Below are 23,024 nucleotides of genomic sequence, written 5' to 3'. Positions count from 1 at the left end.
AGGACAACCGGGGGTTAGAACAAGCTGTCAGAGCTCCCTATGGAAGAGAAGCCCCGTTTGTTGCTGGATTATCAGAGGATTGGGATTCATTGGAAGGAGCCTTATTGTTATCTGTTTCGTCTGTTCCTTCGGTTTTACCTTCTCCGCCCGAAGCCTCTTGTTCCTTCACCTCAGCTTCTGACGACGGATCAGAAGAGATTGGAGCCTCATCGGCTATACCTGTCACTGCAGCTTTGGCAGTTTGCAAGTTCAACTGTACGGTTCTCTGCTCACCTGCAACCTGCTCGGTTTGCTTCACGACATAACCCTCGCCCTTGACCGTAACCCCCACTTTCATGAGAGAGAGTACTTCAAGGGCATCCCGGAGAGATTCACCTGTTAGATCGGGAATCTTCATCTTGCTGCTTTCTTCCGTTAGCAGATAGATTCGTTGGCCAGGATTCATAGAAGCGCCAGCAACCGGATACTGCCGAATTACATTATCACCTTGACCAAGAGTCACATAAGCAATACCTGCGCTTAGAAGCTGGCTTCTGGCCTGTTTGGCTGTCTTGCCACTCAAGTCAGGCGCCTTGGCTTGCACGACAGAGACTTCTTTTGACTTTTTGTCAGTAGTTTTGGCTGTATCTTTGGGTATTCCCATGTATTGAAGAGTCTGGCTGACAATCTTTTTGAACACCGGGGCAGCTGCGGTTCCTCCCCCAATGTTGGTTCCATCCGGTTGGTCAATGACAACAAGTATAGCAATCTTCGGATTATTCACGGGTGCGAATCCAATAAACGATACAACGTCTTTGGACTTGCTGTATGCTCCGTTAACAACCTTTCTTGCCGTACCTGTCTTACCAGCTACACGGTAACCCTCGATATAAGCATTACGACCGGTACCAATCGTTTGGTCTGCAACCACTTGTTCCAGATAACCGCTCACCAGTTTGGAAGATTCCTTGGAAATCACCTGACGAACAACTTTGGGTTTGATCACTTCCGTTGTCCCGTCATTCGGGTTCTTGATCTCCTTCACCAGATGCGGCTCAAGCAACTTGCCACCATTGGCAATCGCTGAGATCGCTGCGACCTGTTGAATTGGTGTTACCTGTACAAGACCGTGACCGTAGGCTGCGGTAGCAATCTCGGATTTGTAAACCAGTGGCTTGATCGGGGACGCTGCCTCATTTGGCAGATCAATACCCGTCTTTTTGCCGAAGCCGAATTCGTCTATGTAATGACGCAGACGTTCGCCGCCAAGCATGTTGTAACCCAAGTTAACAAAAGCAATGTTACTTGACCGCTTGACACCTTCGAGATACGAGATCCAACCATAGGAATGACCATTATCACTAATCGGGAAACCACCGATATACATGCGTTTGGATTCAAAACTTGCATTGGGATCAAAGAGTTTTTCTTCAACAGCCCCTGCTAGCGTAACTATTTTGAATGTACTACCTGGCTCATAGATGGATTGCGTAGCATGGTTGATAAAATTCTTTTGATCAGGTGTACTCCCATACGTATTCGGGTTAAAGGTTGGCCAGTTCGCCATCCCTAGAATCTCCATCGTGTTTGGGTCTGCAGCAATGACCGTCATGCTCAGTGGATTATACTTGGCAACGGCTTCTTTCATTGCATCCTCAATGTAGAACTGGATCGTATCATCGATGGTCAGCGTAAGGTTCTTACCGTTCTGAGGTGGTAGATAGTTATCCTGTGAATCCGGAAGTTTAATGCCTTTGGCATCCTTCTGATAATTCAGATATCCATCTGTACCTGTCAGTGCTTCATCATATGAGACTTCAAGTCCATTGACAGCTTTCCCATCACGGCTCATATATCCCAAGAGATGAGAAGCAAGTGTTTCTTCAGGGTAAAACCGCTTCGATTCTTGAGCCATGACAATGGCATTACGAGCCTTGTACTCTTCTTGTAATTCCTCACGCAGTTCGTTGACTTTTTCCGCAAGCTCAGGACTTATCTTATATCCTTCACTGCGTACTTCACGCTGCTGAAAAAACTTGCCCTTTGCATTTTTGGCTGTGACCAGAGCACGCATCTCACTCTCATTTTTCCCAAGAAGGGTAGAGAGCTTCTCCGTAACAACATCCTGAATTCCGAGTTCATTAATTAATAACGGATTAACGGAAACCGTATACGCAGGCGCATCGGTAGCCAAAATGTTACCATTTCGGTCCGTAATCGTTCCACGTGCAGCCTTAATCGTCTGTTCCCGCTCTACCAAACCGGCTGCCCGTTCCTGCCATACACCGCCATTCACTACTTGAATGAAAAAGATTCGGGTTACGAGTACAAGAAAAAAGAGGGTGATACATCCCCCTATGAGCAACGTGCGCATCTTTATTCTTTTTATCATCGGAACACCTCTTTACTTACTGCTTGCTGTATTCGAGGAGGATTCAGTACCTGTTGATTTCGTACTTGTTGAGCGAGGTACAAAAATGACATCCTTACCGGAAGCTTCAACGTACCCAAGTTGTTTTGCATTTGCGATGACTTGGTTGTTCAATGTTTCTTTTTCCACTTGCAGGTCTGCAATCGTCTTCTCAAACCCCTTGACTTCCGAAATAGTGGACTGTGCCTGCTTGTTCAGATCATAGATATGAGCATAACGAGACATCAAGGCTCCTCCAACAAGGATCACTGCAACCAGGGTAATCAGATACAAAATCTTCTCGCGTGCCGGAAGACCCGTACGACGGGTCACCACTTTGGTGGTTTCTTTGTATCGTTGCTGGGTCACACGTTCCTGGGACGCTTTTTCTTTTACAGCGAGATTACCACGTGTATATGCCATACTCCGATTCTCTCCTCCACTCTTGATCTACAATTTCTCGGCTACGCGCAGCTTGGCTGAACGTGCACGTGAATTTTCGGACAATTCCGTTTCCGTTGGAATCAGCGGTTTTCTGTTAATTAAACGCAGGGACCCCTTGCCCCCGCATACACACAACGGAAAGTCGGGTGGACATGTGCATTTTTCCAGATAACTGCTTAAAATCTGTTTACATATCCGATCCTCAAGGGAGTGGAAGGTAATAACAGATACACGTCCTCCTGGTGCCAGACAACGAACAGCCTGATGCAAACCTTCTTCAAACGCACCCAACTCATCGTTGACGGCAATCCGTAATGCCTGGAAGCTGCGTTTGGCAGGATGTCCACCAGTACGGCGAGCTGCCGCCGGGATGCCTTCCTTGATCAGTTCCACGAGTTCACCTGTCGTCTCAATGGTAGACTGCGCTCGTTTTCCGACGATAACACGGGCAATTCTTCTCGAAAACTTCTCTTCACCATAGCGATACAAAATTCGAGCAATCTCTTCTTCTGGCCATTCATTCACAATCTCTTTGGCCGTCAGCATTGCATCCTGGTCCATTCGCATATCGAGCGGAGCATCGTGATTGTAGCTGAATCCACGTTCTCCTTCATCAAATTGCGGAGATGACACACCCAAGTCGTACAAAATACCGTCGACCTGTGGTGCACCATCCTTCATTGGTACATCCAGATCCTTGAGTACCTGTTCCAGATCTCGAAAATTGGTTTTCACCAATGTTACACGTTCTCCATAAGCTGCGAGCTTCTCGCGAGCATTATCCAAAGCCCAATCATCCTGATCAAGTGCGATCAGACGTCCCCCTGGACCGAGCTTGGAAGCAATCACGGAGCTATGTCCGCCACCGCCTAAAGTGCAGTCCACGTATATACCGTCCTGCTTGATGTTTAATCCCTCTGTTGCCTCTTCTTTGAGTACGGTTATGTGGTGAAACAACCTGCACCCCTCCTGACTTTATAAATCAAAATTAAAATCGACCAGCTTTTCGGCAATGTCGTTGAATGCTTCTTCGGATTGATTGAAATAACTCTCCCATATGCCTTTGCTCCAAATCTCCACCCGGTTCGACACGCCAAGAACAACACAATCCTTGTCCAGCTTGGCATACTCTCTTAAATTGCCCGGCAGATTTACCCTGCCCTGTTTGTCCAGTTCACATTCGGTTGCACCCGAGAAAAAAAACCGGGTAAACGCACGTGCATCAGATTTCATCAATGGCAGTGCTTTGAGCTTCTGTTCCATGACCCCCCACTCCTCCATGGGGTACACGAAAAGACACTGGTCCAAACCCCGTGTGACAACGAAAGACGGTCCCAGAGATTCGCGGAATTTAGCCGGAATGATAACCCGACCCTTATCATCAATGCTATGTTGGAACTCCCCCATAAACATTGGCCCACTCACTCCTCACCCGTTTCTCCCACTTTGCCCCACTTTCCACCACCTAAGCATAATAGATTCGCACAAAAAAATCAAAACCCTTCTTGCATGACTTGATTTTTTAATTTTTCAGCATAAAAAAACGTCCTTGATCCTGTCACTCAGGATCAAAGACGCTTCCCTTAAACGGGCAATCGTATGTCTACCCGCACATGAGCCATATCATCAATAAACCATTCTATACCTATTGAACCATTTCATCAGCTTGTAATTATTGGATAGTGCTTAAAATTTCCAGCTATCCAGGTATTTCTCTTGCTCAGCTGACAAGGAGTCGATGCCAATATTCAGGCTTTCAAGTTTATAGCTGGCAACCTGCTGGTCAATATCATAAGGTACATTAACAACGTTTTTACCCAAGTTTTCATAATTCTCACTCACATAACGTAGACCAAGCGCCTGCAGAGCAAACGTCGTATCCATAATTTCGGCAGGGTGACCATCTGCTGCACCCAGGTTCACAAGACGACCTTCTGCAAGAAGGTACATTTTACGACCATCTTTGAAACGATATTCCTCAATGTTACGGCGAACTGTGCGAATCGATTCTGAACGTTTAGCCAGTTCAGGTTTATTCACTTCAACATCAAAGTGACCCGCATTACTCAGGATCGCTCCATTCTTCATCACATCGTAATGCTCCCCTGTGATAACATCCTTATTGCCTGTAACTGCGATAAAGAAATCGCCCAATTTGGCGGCTTCCACCATCGTCATGACCCGGAACCCATCCATGTGCGCTTCTACCGCTTTGATTGGATCAATCTCGGTTACGATCACATTCGCACCAAGACCTTTGGCGCGCATCGCTACACCCTTACCACACCAGCCATAACCTGCTACCACTACGTTTTTACCAGCGATAACCAAGTTAGTTGTACGAATAATCCCGTCGAATGCAGATTGTCCAGTACCGTAGCGATTGTCAAACAGATACTTGCAGTATGCGTCATTAACCGCAACCATCGGAAACTTCAATTGGCCTTCTTTCGCCAATGCTTTCAAACGAATAATACCCGTTGTCGTTTCTTCTGCTCCTCCGCGAATTGTTGCTGCGAGGTCAGGGCGCTCGGATGCAATAATGGTTGCAAAGTCTCCACCATCATCAATAATGAGATCAGGCTTCACCTCAAGCGCACGCAGTTGCAGTGATTTGAATTCCGCAGGCTCCGGATTGTACTTCGCATACACCGTAACGCCGTCTTCCACCAATGCTGCGCAAACATCATCTTGTGTAGACAATGGATTGCTATGCGTAATTGTTACTTCTGCCCCACCCGCTTTGATCACTTTTGCCAAGTAAGCTGTTTTCGCCTCCAGATGAAGACAAATGGCAACCTTCAAACCTTTGAAGGGCAGATCCTGTTCGAACTGGCGACGAATGCGGTTTAATACCGGCATATGCGCTTCTACCCAATCAATTTTCAGGTGACCCTCTGAAGCGAGTCCCATATCTTTAACAATACTGTTTTGCAATGCAGGTGTAGTCATTTCATATCCTCCTCGTTTTTGTGTTTCTTTTATATATAAAGAGCTCTATAGTGCAATAACCTTGTGCTCTCCAAGGAATTCACTTGAGGCCTTAATCAGTTCATCGATCCACACGGTGCCATAACGATTCAGGTAAAAGAGTGCATTATGTACTCGTTCCTGTGGTTTGCCCGTTGGGAATAAGGAGTTCTGAATGCCGTTCCAGTGCCTTAGACTCACATTATGTTTATCTTCGATAGCTTTGTGAGTCTGCTGTTTCAGATACTGCATTTGCTCGTTAATTTTACTCAAATTGGTATCGCCAATTCGTTCCAGCCCCGGATGAATCTCCGCGATCTCATCTAACAACGGTCCGTACAGATCAAGAAACGCTTCCTGAACCTTGTCAAACTGTTCATCTACCTGGAACGTCTCCTGCTGTGCGAGCCACCTTTCCTTCTTGTCTTCCATATGATATTGAACATCCTGAAAAGAAAGTCCATATTGTTTCATATGTTTGTGATGAATATCTTCCATAATAGTGAAGGACAACCGCGGCAACAAAATGGGCATTTGCAGTCCGAACTGACGGAATGCTTCCCGAGTCAGTCCCCAATATGCAATTTCACCTTGCCCCAAAATAACAGCGGCTACAGGCAGAACAGAATCCTGCATTAATGGCCTAGTCAATACGTTGTTACTGAAACGCTCCGGATGTTCCTCCAGTTCCTGCAGCAGACGCTCCTCTGTGAAAGAAACCAAGCCTTTGCGGTCACCATATAAGCCATCCTTCAATAACAAGAGCAGACGCGTACCTTCATGAATGTAGAACAGATTGGCTCCATCCTCCGCTACTTCGGCAGGCATAGCATACCCAGCTTGTTGTACCAGCGAAGCACCTTGTGTGTATGCGCTGCGCAGCACTTCATTTTTTCGTATCAACCGCTCAAACACGGGCTGTTCCAACCTGCGTAAATCTGGATCCGATGCATCCATTAGAACAAGTCCACTGCTGGCAAACAAAGCAGATATCATGCGGGCAAATGCATCACTCAGATTTGAACTGGATTGATGGATCTCTGTGATGCATTTCATCAGTCCTGGTTTATGTATCGTATCAGGTAAAAGATGTTCCACCTGTTCGAGTACATTCATCCACTGCTGCGAGTCCACATGAACATTACTCACAGAATCCCTTCCTGCGAATCGTCCTTGTAACTTAACCTTCTTCACGTCTCCCTGATGATCAGGTAGATAGGTGTGGTTAACCTCATCCCAGTCATGGTCTTCACCGGCAATCCAAAATACTGGGACTACCGGGCGTTGAAGTCTTTCTTCCGCTTCACGCGCAGCTGCCACTACGCTGGCGGCTTTGTATATGACGAACAGTGGTCCGGTGAGCAGACCGCTCTGCTGTCCTCCTATAACCACTAGTGCATCTTGTTCTGCAATACGTGTGATGGACGCATGAACCTCTCCATGGTCGTTCACCCGCTTATTATATATACGTAAATACTCTGCCAGATCACGACGATCAATACGTGTGTTTTCCGATTGGTCCAGCCACTCGGCACGCGCCTGAAGTCCTGATTCCCAGCGAATGTCATACTCGTAAAGGCCACGCGCAGCATCTCTTGAACAGATATAATCTTCTGCAAGTTTTGATCCGCTGCGGAGTGCCTCGGTAATACCGTTCATGAGGTCTGCCTCCTATTCTGCTTCAAAGAGCCTTTCTTGATTGTACCGAATTCAAGGCCGCTTCGTCAAAAGAAAGTGATTAAAATACGAAAAAAACCGCCGAAGAGTCGGCGGCATTTAATACATCAATAATAGCATATCGCTTTAATATTCCTATTATACGTAAGGTTCTGCAACCCAGTGACCTTTGGAAACCTCAATCAATTGAGAATTTTCCAGGTTGTACGGATCATTTGCAGGACCGCCAGATCCATTCTGAATCGGGCTCATATGCTCTTCTGGCAGCAAGATGCGACGTTTGTTCGCTTCCACTTCCGGATCAGGTACAGGGATCGCGGAAAGCAATGTTTTGGTGTAAGGGTGGACAGGGTTCGCATATAGTTCTTCACTTTCTGCGAGCTCAACCACTTTACCCATGTACATTACAGCTACACGGTCACTGATATGTTTAACCATTGACAAGTCATGCGCAATAAACAGGTATGTCAAGCCGAGACGTTGCTGAAGTTCTTCAAGCAATTTTACGACCTGCGCCTGAATAGATACATCCAGTGCAGACAATGGCTCATCACAGATGATGAATTTAGGGTCTACAGCAAGTGCACGCGCAATTCCGATCCGTTGTCTTTGACCACCGGAGAATTCATGTGGATAACGAAGAGCATGACTTGGATTCAAACCTACCAGATCAAGCAATTCCTCCACTCGTCTCTTGCGCTCTTTAGAGCTGGAAGCCAGACCATGAATATCGAGGGACTCCCCGATAATATCCATAACATTGAAACGCGGGTTAAGAGATGCATATGGATCTTGGAAAATCATCTGCATATCTTTACGCATTTCTTTCATTTTACGCGGGGACAACTTGTAGATATCCGTTCCGTTGAAGTTAACATTTCCGCCAGTTGGCTCATAAAGACGCAGAATGGTACGACCTGTTGTGGATTTACCACAGCCAGACTCGCCTACAACGCCAAGTGTTTCACCTTCAAAGATATCAAAGCTTACGTCATTGACCGCTTTGAGAATGTTACCTTTACCCAAATTAAAGTACTGTTTCAAGTTTTTCACTTGTACCAGAGGCTTATTGCTGCCTTTGATAATCCCAGCTGGAGCTGGTTTTTCCTTTTTGGGCTCGTCCAGACGAGGCAAGGCATTCAGCAATTTAATCGTGTATGGATGTTGAGGGTTACTAAATATTTCTGCAGTTGTTCCTGTTTCAACAACTTCGCCTTCCTTCATAACAACAACACGGTCACACATACCCGCTACGACACCAAGGTCATGCGTAATCAGCATGATCGATGTTCCAAGTTTTTGCTGCATGTCTTTCATGACATCCAGAATTTGAGCCTGAATTGTAACGTCAAGTGCAGTTGTCGGCTCATCCGCAATCAGAAGGGATGGACGACATGCAAGCGCGATCGCAATCATGGCACGCTGACGCATACCACCAGAGAATTGGTGAGGATAATGATTCATGCGAATAGCCGCATTTTTAATACCTACAAGTTCCAGCATCTCCAAAGCCGCTTTATTCGCCGCTTGTTTGGACATGTTCTGATGCTTGCGCAATACTTCAGTAATTTGTTTACCAATTTTAATGGTAGGATTCAATGAAGTCATTGGATCTTGGAAGATCATGCCGATATCTTTACCACGAATCGCTTCCATTTGTTTGTCTGTCTTATTCAGCAGGTCTTGCCCGTGAAAAGTAATTTCTCCGCTTTTGACCTTCGAAGGCGGGGAGGGAATCAATTTCATGATGGTTTGGGCGGTAACACTCTTACCACTACCCGATTCACCTACGATCCCCAGCGTCTCTCCTTTGCCAATTTCAAAACTCACATTTTTAACGGCATCAAATTCACCAGAACGTGTTGAGAACGACACACTCAGGTCTTTGACTGTTAAAATCGGCTCCATAATCCCACCTCCTATTTCTATTTACGTAATTTCGGATCGAGTGCGTCACGCAGACCGTCTCCGAGCAAGTTAAATGCAAGCATTGTAAGAACCATCAAACCTGCTGGGAACCACATCCGCCACGGGAATAGCGTCCAACCGGTAAGTGCATCATTGATCATAGAACCAAGTGAAGATCTTGGTGCAGATACACCTAATCCAAGGAAGCTCAGGAACGCTTCGGCAAAGATTGCATTTGGAATGGACAACGTCAATGTTACAAGAATCGGTCCTATTGCATTGGGCAACAAATGACGGAACAATTGACGCCCTGTGCTTGCTCCCATGGACCTTGCGGCAAGAATAAAGTCTCTGTTTTTGAGTTGCATAATTTCACCACGCACAATCCATGACATGCTGATCCAGCCTGTGATGGTGAGGGCAATGATAATCGTTGTCAGACTTGGTTCCAGTACAACCAGCAACAAAATTACAACAAGCATGTACGGCAAGGAGTAGAGGATTTCGGAAAACTTGTTCATAATTCCATCTACACGTCCACCGTAGAAACCCATGATCGCTCCATAAATAACCCCGATAACAAGGTCAATCAAGGCTGCGGCCAAACCTACAGTAAGGGATACACGTGCTCCTACCCAAGTTCTTACCCACACGTCACGACCAAGCTCGTCCGTACCGAACCAGTGCTCCGCACTCGGTGCTGCATTGGCATTCAACAAATCATTGGAATAATAATTATAACTTGTAAACAAAGAAGTTGGACCAATCAAAGAGAAAATCACGACAAGAACCAACACACTCAGACTGATCATTGCAGCCTTATTGGTTGCTAGTCTGTACATGGCATCTTTAAAAAGGGATACACTTTCTTGCGGTTTAACCGCTGCCTGACTAGTCAGGTTCGTGTTCGCCGTTTCATTCTTTTTATTATTCGTGCCAGACAACGTTATGCCCCCTTCCGGCTTTCCAGCTTAATTCTAGGATCAATCAGCACGTAAGCGATATCCGTAAAGAAACGAGCCAACATCAGGATGATACCATAGAAAATCGTAATCCCCATGATCATAGTGTAATCACGGTTTGTGATACTCTCTACGAATACTTTACCAATTCCACCGATGTTAAAGATCTGTTCAATTACAACGGAACCTGTGATGATATTCGCTGTCATTGGACCAACATAAGTTACTACTGGTAGAATACCGTTTCTTACAACGTGTTTAAACATAATTGCAGGCCATTTCAAACCTTTGGCTTTAGCTGTTTTGATATAATCTGCATGTAAGACTTCAAGCATGCTCGAACGCGTCAAACGAGCGATAAAAGCAATCGGAGATGCAGATAACGCTGCAACCGGAAGAACGTAATCCAAAGGACCATCAAAGCCCATAACGTTAAACCAGCCTAATTTAGTAGCAAAGAGATACTGCAATAGTGACGCAAGCAAGAAGCTCGGAACAGCAATACCTATAACGGCAAAGACCATCGTGACATCATCAAGCAATTTGCGATGGTAAACCGCTGCCAGAAGACCCAGCAACACACCAACAATAATGGAGATAATGATCGCAAAGATTCCAAGCTTCAGCGAAGCGGTGAAAGTCTGGACAATCATGTCAGACACGCTTTGATTAAGGTAGTTCATTGAAACCCCGAAGTCTCCCTTTAAAATACCACCCATATACTTCAGGTATTGTTCATACATCGGCTTGTCCAGACCATATTTCACCTCAAGAAGGGCCCGAATTTCAGGTGATACTCTTTTTTCGGATGTAAAAGGATCACCCGGAATGGCCTTCATCAGGAAAAATGTAGCTGATGCGAGTATGAAAAGAGATAGCAGCATAAATAGTAGTTTTTTCAATACGTACTTAACCAACCCTTGCACACCTCCACAAACAATATTTTGTATACAAATCGATTGTAGAATTAGACCAAAATAAAGTCCAATCCATTTATCGGAAATTTCAAGAATTATAAGGAAAATCGGTGCACATACAAAAAAAATCGGGATATATATGGAATTCCACATATATATCCCGAAGTAATCATATTAGACTTCAGAACAACTTATTTCTCTTCCAGATATGCACGAGTGTAGTCAATAGCTCCACTGAAATCAAGTTGTACACCTTTCAGGTAAGGCTTAGTCAAAGATACGTTAGTGTAGTAATAGATTGGCATAACGCCCATTTCATCTTGAATCAGAACTTTCTCTGCGTCAGCAAAAGCACTCATACGTGCAGCAACATCAGTTGTTTTTACAGTATCTTCGAGGTCTTTATCATACTGTGCGTTGCTAAACTTGGAGTCATTGTTTGTATTTCCAGTTTTCCACATTTCCAAGAAGTTGAACGGATCGTTGTAATCAGCAGACCAGCCCGCACGAGCAACTTGGAAGTTTTGTTTTTGACGGTTATCTAGGAAGACCTTCCACTCTTGGTTTTCTGTTTTCACATCAACACCAAGATTTTGTTTCCACATGTCAGCAACCGCCAAAGCGATTTTCGCGTGACCGTCACTTGTGTTGTAGATCAAAGTCACTGCTGGCAGTGTTGTGTAGCCTTCTTCCTTCATACCTTCAGCAAGCAATTTTTTAGCTTCGTCCACATTTTCAGTGAAGTAATCGTCTTTGTGCTCATCACGGAATTCACCGTTTTCACCACGGATACCTGGAGGTACAAAGCCGAATGCTGGAATTTGTCCACCTTGTGTTACTTTGTCAACAATCAGCTGACGGTTAATGGACATTGCAAATGCTTTACGGATTTTAGCATTATTAAATGGTGCTTCGTTTACGTTGAACTGGTAGTAGTACGTACTTGCAATACCAGTAGCTTTGAACTCGTCCGGCAATTCCGCTTTTACAGAAGGAATTTGGTCGGATGGAATTTCACCGTTAGGTGCACCAGTGTAGTCCAATTGTCCTGATTTGTAAGCTTGCAGTTCGGAAGCACTACTATTTGTCAGGGACATATTAATTTCAGCCAATTTGATGTCAGCAGCTGCATGATAGCCTTCGTTTTTCTTCACAACAATTTTTTGACCTTTAGCGTATTGATCCATTACAAATGGTCCGTTAACGATCATGTTTTTGTAGTCTGTGAAGAATTTGTCATTTGTATCAGCAGATGCATGTACTGGGTAGTACGTGTAGAATGCTGTCAGACCCAAGAAGTAAGGTGTTGGGTTTTCCAACGTTACTTCAAGCGTGTGCTCATCAGTAGCTTTAACACCTACTTGAGAGAAATCAGTGATTTTAGTACCTTTATATGTTTCGTCAACACTGCGGTTAAATCCTTCTGCACCTTTAATGTAATAAAGTTGGTAAGCATAAGGAGAAGCTGTTTCCGGTTTCAAAGCACGTTCCCAAGAACGTACAAAGTCTTCGGCAGTAAGTGCATCACCGTTGCTCCATTTTGCTTCCGGGTTCAGGTTGAAAACATATTTCAACCCATCTTCGGAGATAGTCCAGTCTTTAGCAACACCTGGAGCTTCTTTACCATCAGCATCGATACGTACAAGACCTTCATACAAGAATTTCAGAACTGTGTTAGTTTGGCTGTCTTTTGCTTGAGCCGGGTCAAACGTAGGAGGCTCAGCTGATAAGTTGATTTTCAGGATTTGATCTTTAGCAAGACCATTTCCTTCGCTTGCAGAACCAGTATCGGTGTTACCTGTGCCTTCGTTTTTCGATCCGCACGCTGCAAGTACGGTACCGAACGCCAAAATCAGCGTCAAAAGGACTAATAGACTTTTCCTTTTCATCTAACACGTTCCCCCTAAATTGATATGGTTTATATGTTTATAGATTATACAACCACCGGTCAAAAAAATCTACATTACTTTTTCAGAAAGTAATGTTTTTTTCAGTTTTCGACAAAATCGACACATTTTTTGCCTCTTTTGCGTTATGTAACCTCACATCTGTTTCATGAAGTATCTAAATAATCCAAATAAAGTAAACAAAACATACCCGAAACTCATAATGATGAAGGTCATGCGCCATACGGCCCGGAACATTCTACCCCCATCGACCTTCCCCTTTAGTCGATTTTGCGCACCTCCGATGAATCCAAGTGCTAGTAGTATGAGTAATAGTGTCAGATAAAAACCAAAATTCAAATCAAATGTTAAGTTGAATAACGCCGATACTGAAAAGACAAGAAAAAAAGTGGTTACATCCATTGCCATCCGCATGGCGTTCCGTTTGTCTCTTTTCCATAGGTACATGCCCCAGTAGACAAGAAAGAACGGAAAAAAGGGCAATATGCTTAACACAATAAAAAGTCCCATTAATTCACTCCTTCCGGTTGCATTCCTTCAATCAGATCAAGCAGTATTTCATGTGTAGGTGCAACAAGGTCCAACTTCTGAGCCATCCTTACAATATAACCATTAATTGACCTCACTTCTGTACCGCGTCCAGCGAGAACATCTGCAAGCATGGAGGAAGTATTCGTGGCAGTAGAACGACAGACCGATATTAGTTGATCCCACATATCCTGATCCAAACATATTCCACTTGCAGAGTAGATTAACATTACTTCATCATATAACTGGCGCATTAACCTCTTTCGTTCTTCCTTGACGATCAATTCTCCATTAGGGATTCGCCATAGTGCTGTAAGCGGGTTAATGACTGCATTAATCAATAGTTTCCTGTATATCAGCTTATCGATTTCATTCGACACTGTACAGTCAAATCCTGCCTGCTGCAATGATCCCGACAAAGTAAATGTTCTCTTCTCCTCTATAGAGGTAGAAGCTACTATATGTATGTTGTACCTGCCCAGCCTGGTTTCACCTGTACCTGCACGAGTCACCTGACTCTGTGTACGCTTCGCACCTTCTGTTGTAACCGCACTACACAGAAGCGACTTTGGCAAAGCTGCTTGAAGTTTGGCCAGATGGCCCATCCCATTCTGAAAACAAGCGATATTCAGCACATGATCATGCAATGGACTAATCTCATGAATGAAATCATCGATGCTTGTCTGCTTAACCATGAGCAGTAACCATTCTCCTGGTGTGTTCTTCCATATGTCAGTCAGTTTACTTATTGGTTTCGCCTGTATTTGATCCGGTAGAATATGTATCTGCTCGTCTTGTTCCACAATAGTTACTCCATCATGGCTGAGGAGGTCTGCCTGAGCAGTTGTTCTGGTCCAAAATCTGACCTGGTTACCTGACGCCAGCAGTTTCCCGCCATACAAAAGACCAATTGCCCCCGCTCCTACGATGTCAATGATCATATGATGCACTCCTCTCCGCTTCAGTAGTTGCTCTTCTATTATCTATAATAGAACAAAAACACCAAACTAAAAACCCGTCATACCTGCCGTTATGTAACGGAGGTGTGGCGGGTTCATACCTGACTTTCACAAATCAAGCGTCTGAATTTGTTACTCAATTCGTTCCAGATTCCCGTTGGCATCCATCTTGAAACGTGTTTTAAGTTCCTCTTCTTCTTCGGACAAAAATGCGAGTCTGCGAGCCCGATCCATAATCTGAATCAAAGCTTTGTAGTCGTCATTCACCACACGGTAATCCGTCTGTACTTCATTCACTTCCTTGGAGAGACGGTCATTCTCACAACGCAGTTCAAGCAATTCATCTTCTTTCTCCCGAAGCTCCTTCTCCAGCATCTTGAGTTGACGACTACTCTCCTGCACTGTTCCTTTCCATTGTCGCAGGAAGCGGATTACTGCATCCATGGATAATGAATCGTCTGAAATCCCATCTGATTTGTACAGATGTTCTTCCGTGTCCAGTGTAGACAATGCCGCAACCTGCGGTCCGAGCATAGCTGGCTGCTTTCTGAGATAACTTCGTTTTTGTCGTTGTGCCTTGGCGTTACTGATGGCAGACTCATACTTCTTACGTACGCAACTGTTCCAGCGAAAACCACATGCGGCAGATGTTCTGCCTATTTTTTCGCCCACCTCTTCAAAAGCGGCCAATTGTGTACTGCCTTCCCGAATATGACGCAAAGTAACCTCAGCCAATATCAAATCGTCCTCTGTACTCCAAGCATCCTGTCTCACTGCAGTCATGCTATAATACCCTCCTAACAACATCCTAAAATAACCGTCCGCATTACCGGAAGCCCGGTATGTGAATTAGGTATAAAAGCTGCTTCATTCATTCTTATGCCTCTCATAGAGTTCATAGAATTGATTTCATACTAAAATGTATTTCCACATTCAGGCTTGCTCATACGTGACATACGTAAAACATATCCCTCTATACTTACTTTGAGCAAAAAAGAATTCGCTTTCATATCCAAATTTGTTTACACGTTTTTCCTTTCCCGGTATAATGTTGTGTAGACAATCTATGATCGTACTTAGGAGAGGAGGATTTACCGTGGCACGCATGTTTCGGGTACTCGGGTTCTTTACGCTTGCAATTGGCCTGATGGCTTTTGCGGGAGATCTGGTGGAAATGGCTTTGCTTTTTTTCCTGCAGACTGCGTTTTTTGTCATTTTGGGATACTTGAAATTTACCGAGCGAACGTACATATTGCTCTTCTGGGGTTATATGATCGTAACATTCACGGGGTTCAGCTACTGGACCGTATTCGAAATGGGTTTGCCGCTCTAATCCACCTGCAGCATCAAAGTGATCCGATATCTGTCGGGTTGCTTTTTTGTTGTGTTCAGATTAAATGAATGTTCATGGTGATATGTAACCACTAAGGATAATTCACGTATTTGTTTCATATATTGTCTGGAAGACAACAAGCCTGTACTATTGTCATTTAAGAAGTGGAAGGAGAATGATCGGTGAGACGTCATAACGGCATTGCCGCATTTATATTATGCATCATTTTATTCCTCCAGCTACCATTAGCTCATGCCTATGGAGAGTCTTCACCTGAGGATACACGTGAAATATTGCAAAAAAGTCTATCCATCGTTGAAATCGATCACGAAATCGAACGCATCACCGAAAGGCAGAAACAGCTGGCTCAACAATACGAGACATTATCCGTCCAGCTTCAGGAACAGGAAGAGCAGATACATATTCAGCAAGATCGGGCCGGAGCTGTAGTGAGGTCCTACTATACAGGAGAACGCGACAGTCTTCTCATGACGGTCCTGGGAGCAAGGTCATTCAAAGACCTGTTTGTACTGTATGATTATTACCAGATTATTATCGGACGGGATCAGGCTGTGCTGGACAAATATCAGGACCGTTATCGCAACCTGCAACAGACTTCCACTCAGATTCATCAGACTACAGCAGAATTATCCGAAATGAAGACTAGTCTTCAAAACCAGCGGGAACGTGTAGTCGCCTTGCAAAAAGAAGTGGACGCCCAAATAGCCACCAGCGGAGATGCGGCAGCGATTCAGAAACTGATGGATGAATTGACCCTTTATTGGGAAAATATCGGCATCTATGAGGTGAAACGATATTTCAAAGCATTGGCATCTGCCATGCAGAACCTGCCCGATTTTATCCAAAAACAAAACGGAGGCATATCCACAACTGGAACAACGTATACGATTCGAATTGGTCAGGATGAGCTTAATGCATTTCTACGTTCCCAAAATCCCATCTTTGAAGACTTTGCCTTTCAGTTTAATCAGGATAAGATTATAGCTTCCGGTCAGCGGGATGAGTTGCAATTAAGCATCGAAGGACATTATACGGTAGAAAATGAACCTCAAAACTCCATTCGTTTTCATGTGGACAAACTTGTATTCAACCAGCTTGAATTACCAGACACCACTCGCCGAATGCTGGAAAGAGAATTTGACCTTGGGTTCTATCCACAGAAAATCCTGTCGTTTGTCAAAGCAACCGATGTTTCAACAAGTGAGGGTGTACTGGAAGTAACGCTGGCTATATCTTTTTAAAGTTAATTCGTCGTTCTAATACTGTCTACGTATTGATTCGCTGTAATTTCTCCCTTTAAGAATTGTTGTACTTTTTTATGAAAACGAGTTATTAGAGCATGACTTTCGGTCGTTGCAGCAGGGACATCTGGGGTGGTCGGGAACCAGGATTGTCCCTTTGTCATGTCATAACGTTCAACGATTTTCTCAGACTCCATATCCAGTTCCTGTTGCTTTGCGGGCAACCGGTTAACCTGTTGGTACCATTTCAGCTGTGTCGTAGCGGACGTCATTCCTTCAATCCATCTACTGGCCTCCTCAGCCTCAACCGAACCCGCAGTAATGACAAGGCTTCTGGAGTTTACAGTTTCCAAGGTTTCGAAAGAAATCCGCTCCAAAGAATCTTTATCCACTGTACTCGCTTGATCCGCACTTAATAATTGAGATAACAATGATACAACCATCGGTGTGCCGTTCTGGTCAGCAGTTGGAGAGAATTCCGAATTGGTAGACTCAAGCCTAATAAGAGTCTGAATCTGATTCATCAACTGAATACCTTGCTGAAGATCCCTTGTTTGCGAATCTAATTGTGTTCGTTTAACTTGATCTGGTGCCATTCTCGGTTCCAAATGATTCAGCCACGCATTCGTCCCGTACATATCATTGATGTTCATTGTAATCAAAGGGATGCCTTCCGCAACGGCTTGTTGAGTAAGTTTGACCCACTGATCTTTATTGCGAGGTAATGACTCCAGACCAGCTCTCTTCAGAAATGAAGATTGTGCAGCCAGAATGTACGGATCAAAATCAAAAGGCATTCCCCACTGATAACCATTCCACTCTGTCATTCCCCGTAACCCAACCATCGTATCTCCTAGCGACTTCGATAATGTTGTTCCGTTTAATGGATACAGGTACCCTTTTTGGGCATAGTATTGCACTTCCTCACTATCAAGCAGAACAACATCACCGTTCTCCCCTAGTGAAAATTCAAGATCCAAAACATGCTTATATGTATCCGGCTTCTCATTCCGAAGATTAATCTCTACCAGCTGGGAAGCAGCAACTTCTTTAGCTATTTTTTGAAAGGCTTGAAACTCTTCATCCGACATGGCCACTACAATCTCCAGCGGAGCTTGAGCATCTTCATTACGGGACGAAGACCCAGGAAAAGCATCCTTCTCCTGATCGCGTTCCTGATTGAGCTGCGAACCTCTAAAGTCAAAACTCGGTGACAAGATCGTTAACGAAAGCAGCAATACCGCGAATAAAACAACCTGATGTCTACGCTTCATTAACTTCCCTCCCTGTTCACCTAGTTTTTTCCTGCAGCAGTTATTGTAACAAATAAGTAGTACTCTTGTCCTACCCTGCCGAAAAACACTTTTTCGGATTTTTGCATAATACGAGCATATCGAGTTCTGTGTAATAACGCTTACTTATTTTTTCAGCAAAAAGCCGGCTTCAGGAGCCGGCTTTAATAACAACATTTTCCGGGAAATAAATCCCCTAAATATTACAATAAATCAGCTGCAAGCTGTGCCAGCTTGGACCGTTCTCCTTTTTCGAGCATGATGTGTCCGCTGATTCCCTCTTGTTTGAACCGTTCCACGATATACGTCAGACCGTTACTGGCAGAATCAAGATACGGATGGTCTATCTGTTCGGGGTCTCCCATCAAAATAATCTTACTGCCTTCACCGACCCTTGATACAATGGTCTTCACTTCGTGGCGCGACAGGTTCTGGGCTTCATCAATAATGATAAACTGTCCAGGTATCGATCTTCCACGAATATACGTTAAGGCCTCCACCTGAATACTGCCAAGCCCCATTAGAATTTTATCGATATCTCCGGCTTTTTTGGTGTCAAACAAAAACTCGAGATTATCATAAATCGGCTGCATCCATGGACGGAGTTTTTCTTCCTTCTCACCGGGCAAGTAACCGATATCTTTCCCCATCGGAACGACAGGACGAGCAATCAACAGTTTTTTGTATTTATGATCATCCTCTACCTTAAGCAGTCCTGCTGCCAGTGCCAGCAAGGTTTTCCCTGTTCCAGCTTTGCCAGTGATGGTAACAAGCGGGATGTCATCATTCAAAAGCAGTTCCAGTGCCATGCGTTGTTGTGCGTTACGTGCGCTGATACCCCAAACATTATCATTACTGAGGAAAAGCGGCTCCAGCTTTGTTCCCTCTGTATTGACTTTAAGCAAAGCAGATTTATTGGTTCCCATCTCATCTTTGAGAATGACGAATTCATTCGGATACAACGAATAAGACAACTGCAACGGTTTGATCGGTAAAAAACGATATGTGTAAAACTCATCAATCACTGACGGATGAACTTTTAGGGCCGTATAACCTGGATATAACTCACTGAGTCCTGCCGTCCGATCTGATAAGTAATCCTGTGTGAACAGACCAAGTACATCCGCTTTGATACGCACAAGTACATCTTTACTGACAAGCACGACCTGTCTTTCGACTACTTCCTTTTCATTCTCCTCAATCTGATAATTCAGTGCGACAGCCAAAATGCGATTATCGTTGGACACTTCACCAAACATTTCCTGAACTCTCACGAAACTCCGATGATTCAGCTCTACTTTCAGGTTACCTCCATTAGCCAAAGGTACCCCGCTGTGCAAGTGACCCAGCTCTCGTAATCCATCTAACAGTCTGGATACATTACGGGCATTACGCCCAATTTCATCGGCATTTCTTTTTTTGGAGTCGATCTCCTCCAGTACAACCGCGGGAATGATTACCTCATGTTCCTCAAAGGCAAATATGGCATTGGGGTCATGCAGAAGCACGTTGGTATCCAATACAAAAATCTTTTTCATTCAATCCCCTCCAAAGCGGCGTCGTTAAAGGCATGAATAGTGTGATCTTTCAGCAGCGGCATGGACAATCATGATCCCATACATAAATGTATTCGACTAGGGCAAAATAATTGTCAACCATTCTGAAAAACTCCAAGAAAGGATGAACATTTATGAAAATATGGGTTTGCACGCTGCTTCTGATCTTTATACTTACAGGTTGCAACAGTTCCACACGCAGCGCTTCGCCGAATCAAGGTACACATGCGAAAGGTTACGGAGGAAATGTAACAACTCAGCAAGATCAAAGGAAAGGATCTCACATGCTCAATGCACAGGAAGATCGGATGAATCCTTCACGATTGGACCGTCTCAATGAGAATACAGGTGAAGTCCATGATACCAACATTGCGGATGATGCACAGAGTGGCCGGATGCCAAATGAAAAACGAGTCAATCACCTCAAAGCCCTTGCCAAGCAAGTGGAAGGTGTTGAAGATGCGAACTGCGTCATACTCGGTAATACAGCCGTAGTTGGCATCGATGTTGATGGTGAACTGGAACGTGCTCGGGTGGGTACCATTAAGTACTCTGTTGCCGAAGCACTTCGCAAAGACCCCGAAGGTATAGATTCCATCGTTACTGCAGATGCAGATGTCACTGAACGAATTAAAGAGATCGGTGAACATATTCGTCAAGGGCACCCAATCTCCGGTTTTGCTTCAGAAATCGCTGACATGGTGGGACGAATTATCCCTCAACTCCCGAAAGACGTCAAAGTCCGTCAAAATCCGGATGAACCTGTGAATCAAAAACAACAAATGCAGCAGCTGCATTCATCTGACAAAAGACAACAAAAAGCCCAGTGATCTCTCACTAGGCTTTTTTCATGGCAGCAAAAACCTGCTCATCTAATTTCTCAGCAGCACGCTGATCATATATTTTGACATATTGAGGCACAGAGGACAATTGAGCGCCGTAGAACAGAGCATTCCTCACCGCTTCAATTGTAATGTCGAAACAGCACATATTAAATGGAACGTCCAGCAGCGGATCTTGTCGTACCGCAGCACGTCCGTTCACTGCGTACACCGTCTCTTCTCCAAAGACAGTAACCGTAATGAGCGGATTAGTAATCATGTTATTCACTAAACGTGAACGATGATCGATCGCTACACGAAAAGTAGAAGCATTCTCCGCATAAATCCAGGAGATGGCTGTTGAAGTCGGACCTCCGGATTCTACATCCACTGTGCTCAGAAGCACAAAGGTCTCATTCTTGAATTGCTGTAAAAGAGATTCAGTTAATTGTGTGACGGCTTCGGACATTCAACCAGCCCCCTAACCTTCTTTATGCAATTCTTATACTTGGTTTATGTTATTATAGCATACCGATTAACGTGCTTCCAATCCCAAAAGAATGAAGGTTATTCGCCTGAAGGTGAAGCCGTTACTTTACCTGAAAGTGTATCTTGTAATGCCTGCTTGGCATTGGCGAGTTCCGTCTCATTAATATACACATATGGACTTCTCCACTCTCCGGTAACCGGAGTATAATGTACATCCGAGGTGGAAATGTTCCAATACGTCGAGATAAAGTTTTTCATTTGTTCCGATTCCACATCTGTCGTCATGTTCTTGTCAACTGCACCAATCACTTTGCTGATCTTTGTAATGCCCCCAAGAGATTTCATCTGATCCAGCATGGAGTTCAGCACTTGGTTTTGACGTTTGTTACGATCAAAGTCATTGGATTCAGCAGTCTTTGGATTACAATTGGATTTGCGGTAACGAACAAAATCCAGTGCTGCTTTACCATCGAGATGTTGTGCGCCTGCGACCAGATTGATATCTGTACCATCGGCTGTATCTCTATAACACATATTTTTATCCACAGTCACATCTACGCCACCCACGGCATTGACAGCGTCACGGAATGCCTGGAAATTCAGGACGGTTGTATAATTAATATCTACATCCAAATACTTGCCCATCATTTCCTTCATCTGATCCTCTGCATTTTTGCCAGTGGTTTTTTCCTGTGCTTTGAATCTTGGATAATAGGAATTCAGCTTGCTCGCTTTGTACCCATCCAATTGAATACGCGTGTCTCGAGGCAAAGATACAATGGTTGCCGTCTTCGTCTCCGGATTCAATGAAGCCACCATAACAACATCCGAGAGATATGTGCCAGTTTCAGGACGGTTATCTGTGCCTAATAACAGCATCGTGATCGGTTTGGTTGTGGCTGACATCCCGGGAGGTACCGGTTTATCGATGCCTGTATCCACGACTTGATTGTATACCCAGTACGCATATCCACCGCCTACCACAATGGCAATAACCAATAGACTTAAAAGGATTCTGCCAAAAGCATTCATTCTCTTTTTCTTCTTAGGCTGCTTGCCCTTGCCATTCTTCGATCCAGAAGCACCAGATTGCGTCGGTGCCTGTCTCCGTGGAGGCAGTCCGTTCGAATTTGAGTTCATATCTTCAACACCTTTATCACATCTGTTTTTGTCTAAATAAAAGACAACCGCTTTCCCTAAGGAAAACGGATGGTCTGTACAAGACAGGATTTATGAGTTTCGAGCGGTAGCTTCCGCTTTTTTCTTTTGACGACCTTCAATAAAATAACGCACTCTCACTAACAACATCAAACCAACCGCGACCAACAAACATTGAATGATGGGCAGCTTGTCGATCTGAAAAACAAGAAGCATGAATGTGCCCATCGCCATCAAAATATAGAGAACGATTTCCTTACCAAGTGGCAATTTCTGACGTACCCGAAACACCTTGTTATATACGTAAGTAATCAATACAAAGATGACGATGTAGGCTACGATCGGGTGTGATGCGAACCATGCTTGCATGCACAGCCAGCTCCTTTCGTGTTCATGCTAGGATATAAGTTAACTATTGTGAAACCCTTTCGATAACTCTGAGTAAAACACAC

At 44.4% G+C, this 23,024-nt stretch carries 21 protein-coding genes; 3 read left to right on the top strand and 18 right to left on the bottom strand.

All coding sequences use genetic code 11. The annotated features are described in order from the left end of the window. Window positions 1–37 precede the first annotated feature (37 nt). The 13 genes from D829_RS0102680 to D829_RS0102620 form a co-directional block, all read right to left on the bottom strand. Window positions 38–2,371, bottom strand: coding sequence for a penicillin-binding transpeptidase domain-containing protein (locus tag D829_RS0102680; protein ID WP_017687294.1), 2,334 nt, complete (start codon window positions 2,369–2,371; stop codon window positions 38–40). A 12-nt stretch (window positions 2,372–2,383) separates the two neighbouring features. Further along, complete coding sequence (locus D829_RS0102675; RefSeq protein ID WP_017687293.1) at window positions 2,384–2,812, bottom strand: hypothetical protein; 429 nt, start codon at window positions 2,810–2,812, stop codon at window positions 2,384–2,386. Between the two features lie 27 nt (window positions 2,813–2,839). Beyond that, the gene (gene rsmH, locus D829_RS0102670) at window positions 2,840–3,790 is read right to left on the bottom strand and encodes a 16S rRNA (cytosine(1402)-N(4))-methyltransferase RsmH (protein WP_017687292.1); all 951 of its coding nucleotides are present in this window, start codon (window positions 3,788–3,790) and stop codon (window positions 2,840–2,842) included. An 18-nt stretch (window positions 3,791–3,808) separates the two neighbouring features. After that, window positions 3,809–4,246 carry a division/cell wall cluster transcriptional repressor MraZ gene (gene mraZ, locus D829_RS0102665; RefSeq protein ID WP_017687291.1) on the bottom strand — a complete coding sequence of 146 codons (438 nt, stop codon included), beginning with the start codon at window positions 4,244–4,246 and terminating at the stop codon, window positions 3,809–3,811. Between the two features lie 273 nt (window positions 4,247–4,519). Continuing rightward, the gene (locus tag D829_RS0102660) at window positions 4,520–5,785 is read right to left on the bottom strand and encodes an adenosylhomocysteinase (RefSeq protein WP_017687290.1); all 1,266 of its coding nucleotides are present in this window, start codon (window positions 5,783–5,785) and stop codon (window positions 4,520–4,522) included. 45 nt (window positions 5,786–5,830) lie between these two features. Continuing rightward, the gene (bshC, locus tag D829_RS0102655) at window positions 5,831–7,462 is read right to left on the bottom strand and encodes a bacillithiol biosynthesis cysteine-adding enzyme BshC (protein ID WP_017687289.1); all 1,632 of its coding nucleotides are present in this window, start codon (window positions 7,460–7,462) and stop codon (window positions 5,831–5,833) included. A gap of 156 nt (window positions 7,463–7,618) precedes the next feature. Beyond that, on the bottom strand, window positions 7,619–9,388 hold the full coding sequence (locus tag D829_RS0102650) for an ABC transporter ATP-binding protein (protein ID WP_017687288.1): 1,770 nt from the start codon (window positions 9,386–9,388) through the stop codon (window positions 7,619–7,621). Between the two features lie 17 nt (window positions 9,389–9,405). After that, window positions 9,406–10,332, bottom strand: coding sequence for an ABC transporter permease (locus D829_RS0102645; protein ID WP_017687287.1), 927 nt, complete (start codon window positions 10,330–10,332; stop codon window positions 9,406–9,408). 2 nt (window positions 10,333–10,334) lie between these two features. Then, a complete protein-coding gene (locus tag D829_RS0102640) occupies window positions 10,335–11,267 on the bottom strand; it encodes an ABC transporter permease (protein ID WP_017687286.1) in 933 nt (310 codons plus the stop codon). Window positions 11,268–11,458: 191 nt separating this feature from the next. Next, the gene (locus D829_RS0102635) at window positions 11,459–13,156 is read right to left on the bottom strand and encodes a peptide ABC transporter substrate-binding protein (protein ID WP_017687285.1); all 1,698 of its coding nucleotides are present in this window, start codon (window positions 13,154–13,156) and stop codon (window positions 11,459–11,461) included. A 153-nt stretch (window positions 13,157–13,309) separates the two neighbouring features. Further along, entirely contained in the window at window positions 13,310–13,684 is a 375-nt protein-coding gene (locus D829_RS0102630) for a DUF3397 domain-containing protein (RefSeq protein WP_017687284.1), read from the bottom strand. Beyond that, the gene (locus D829_RS0102625) at window positions 13,684–14,643 is read right to left on the bottom strand and encodes a 2-dehydropantoate 2-reductase (protein WP_017687283.1); all 960 of its coding nucleotides are present in this window, start codon (window positions 14,641–14,643) and stop codon (window positions 13,684–13,686) included. The genes D829_RS0102630 and D829_RS0102625 overlap by 1 nt, the downstream gene beginning before the upstream one ends. Before the next feature lie 150 nt (window positions 14,644–14,793). Continuing rightward, window positions 14,794–15,444 carry an RsfA family transcriptional regulator gene (locus tag D829_RS0102620; protein ID WP_017687282.1) on the bottom strand — a complete coding sequence of 217 codons (651 nt, stop codon included), beginning with the start codon at window positions 15,442–15,444 and terminating at the stop codon, window positions 14,794–14,796. A gap of 313 nt (window positions 15,445–15,757) precedes the next feature. On the opposite strand from D829_RS0102620, the gene D829_RS0102615 reads away from it, so the two are divergent. Further along, entirely contained in the window at window positions 15,758–15,994 is a 237-nt protein-coding gene (locus tag D829_RS0102615; RefSeq protein WP_017687281.1) for a DUF2626 domain-containing protein, read from the top strand. Window positions 15,995–16,176: 182 nt separating this feature from the next. Then, the gene (locus D829_RS0102610) at window positions 16,177–17,256 is read left to right on the top strand and encodes a hypothetical protein (protein ID WP_017687280.1); all 1,080 of its coding nucleotides are present in this window, start codon (window positions 16,177–16,179) and stop codon (window positions 17,254–17,256) included. Window positions 17,257–17,258: 2 nt separating this feature from the next. Here the strand turns inward: D829_RS0102610 and D829_RS0102605 are convergent, their stop codons facing one another. After that, window positions 17,259–18,530, bottom strand: a complete 1,272-nt coding sequence (locus D829_RS0102605) for an extracellular solute-binding protein (protein ID WP_017687279.1) — start codon at window positions 18,528–18,530, stop codon at window positions 17,259–17,261. A 221-nt stretch (window positions 18,531–18,751) separates the two neighbouring features. After that, a complete protein-coding gene (locus D829_RS0102600; RefSeq protein ID WP_017687278.1) occupies window positions 18,752–20,086 on the bottom strand; it encodes a PhoH family protein in 1,335 nt (444 codons plus the stop codon). A gap of 152 nt (window positions 20,087–20,238) precedes the next feature. Here D829_RS0102600 and D829_RS0102595 point away from each other — a divergent pair, with 152 nt between their 5' ends. Beyond that, a complete protein-coding gene (locus D829_RS0102595; RefSeq protein ID WP_017687277.1) occupies window positions 20,239–20,934 on the top strand; it encodes a YhcN/YlaJ family sporulation lipoprotein in 696 nt (231 codons plus the stop codon). Window positions 20,935–20,941: 7 nt separating this feature from the next. Here D829_RS0102595 and D829_RS0102590 read toward each other — a convergent pair whose 3' ends face one another. The 3 genes from D829_RS0102590 to D829_RS0102580 all read right to left on the bottom strand — a co-directional run bounded on the left by D829_RS0102590 (window position 20,942) and on the right by D829_RS0102580 (window position 22,941). Then, on the bottom strand, window positions 20,942–21,394 hold the full coding sequence (locus D829_RS0102590) for a pyridoxamine 5'-phosphate oxidase family protein (protein WP_017687276.1): 453 nt from the start codon (window positions 21,392–21,394) through the stop codon (window positions 20,942–20,944). Between the two features lie 98 nt (window positions 21,395–21,492). Next, window positions 21,493–22,554 carry an LCP family protein gene (locus tag D829_RS0102585; protein ID WP_017687275.1) on the bottom strand — a complete coding sequence of 354 codons (1,062 nt, stop codon included), beginning with the start codon at window positions 22,552–22,554 and terminating at the stop codon, window positions 21,493–21,495. A 90-nt stretch (window positions 22,555–22,644) separates the two neighbouring features. Next, window positions 22,645–22,941 (bottom strand): YlaH-like family protein, encoded by a 297-nt coding sequence (locus D829_RS0102580; protein ID WP_017687274.1) that lies wholly within the window; start codon window positions 22,939–22,941, stop codon window positions 22,645–22,647. Window positions 22,942–23,024: the final 83 nt, after the last annotated feature.

Origin of the sequence: Paenibacillus sp. PAMC 26794 (genome assembly GCF_000316035.1) — a bacterium.
In the GTDB taxonomy this organism is placed as follows: domain Bacteria; phylum Bacillota; class Bacilli; order Paenibacillales; family Paenibacillaceae; genus Paenibacillus.
The sequence above is the reverse complement of the archived record's forward strand: the minus strand, read 5'-3'. Positions and strand labels throughout refer to the sequence as shown.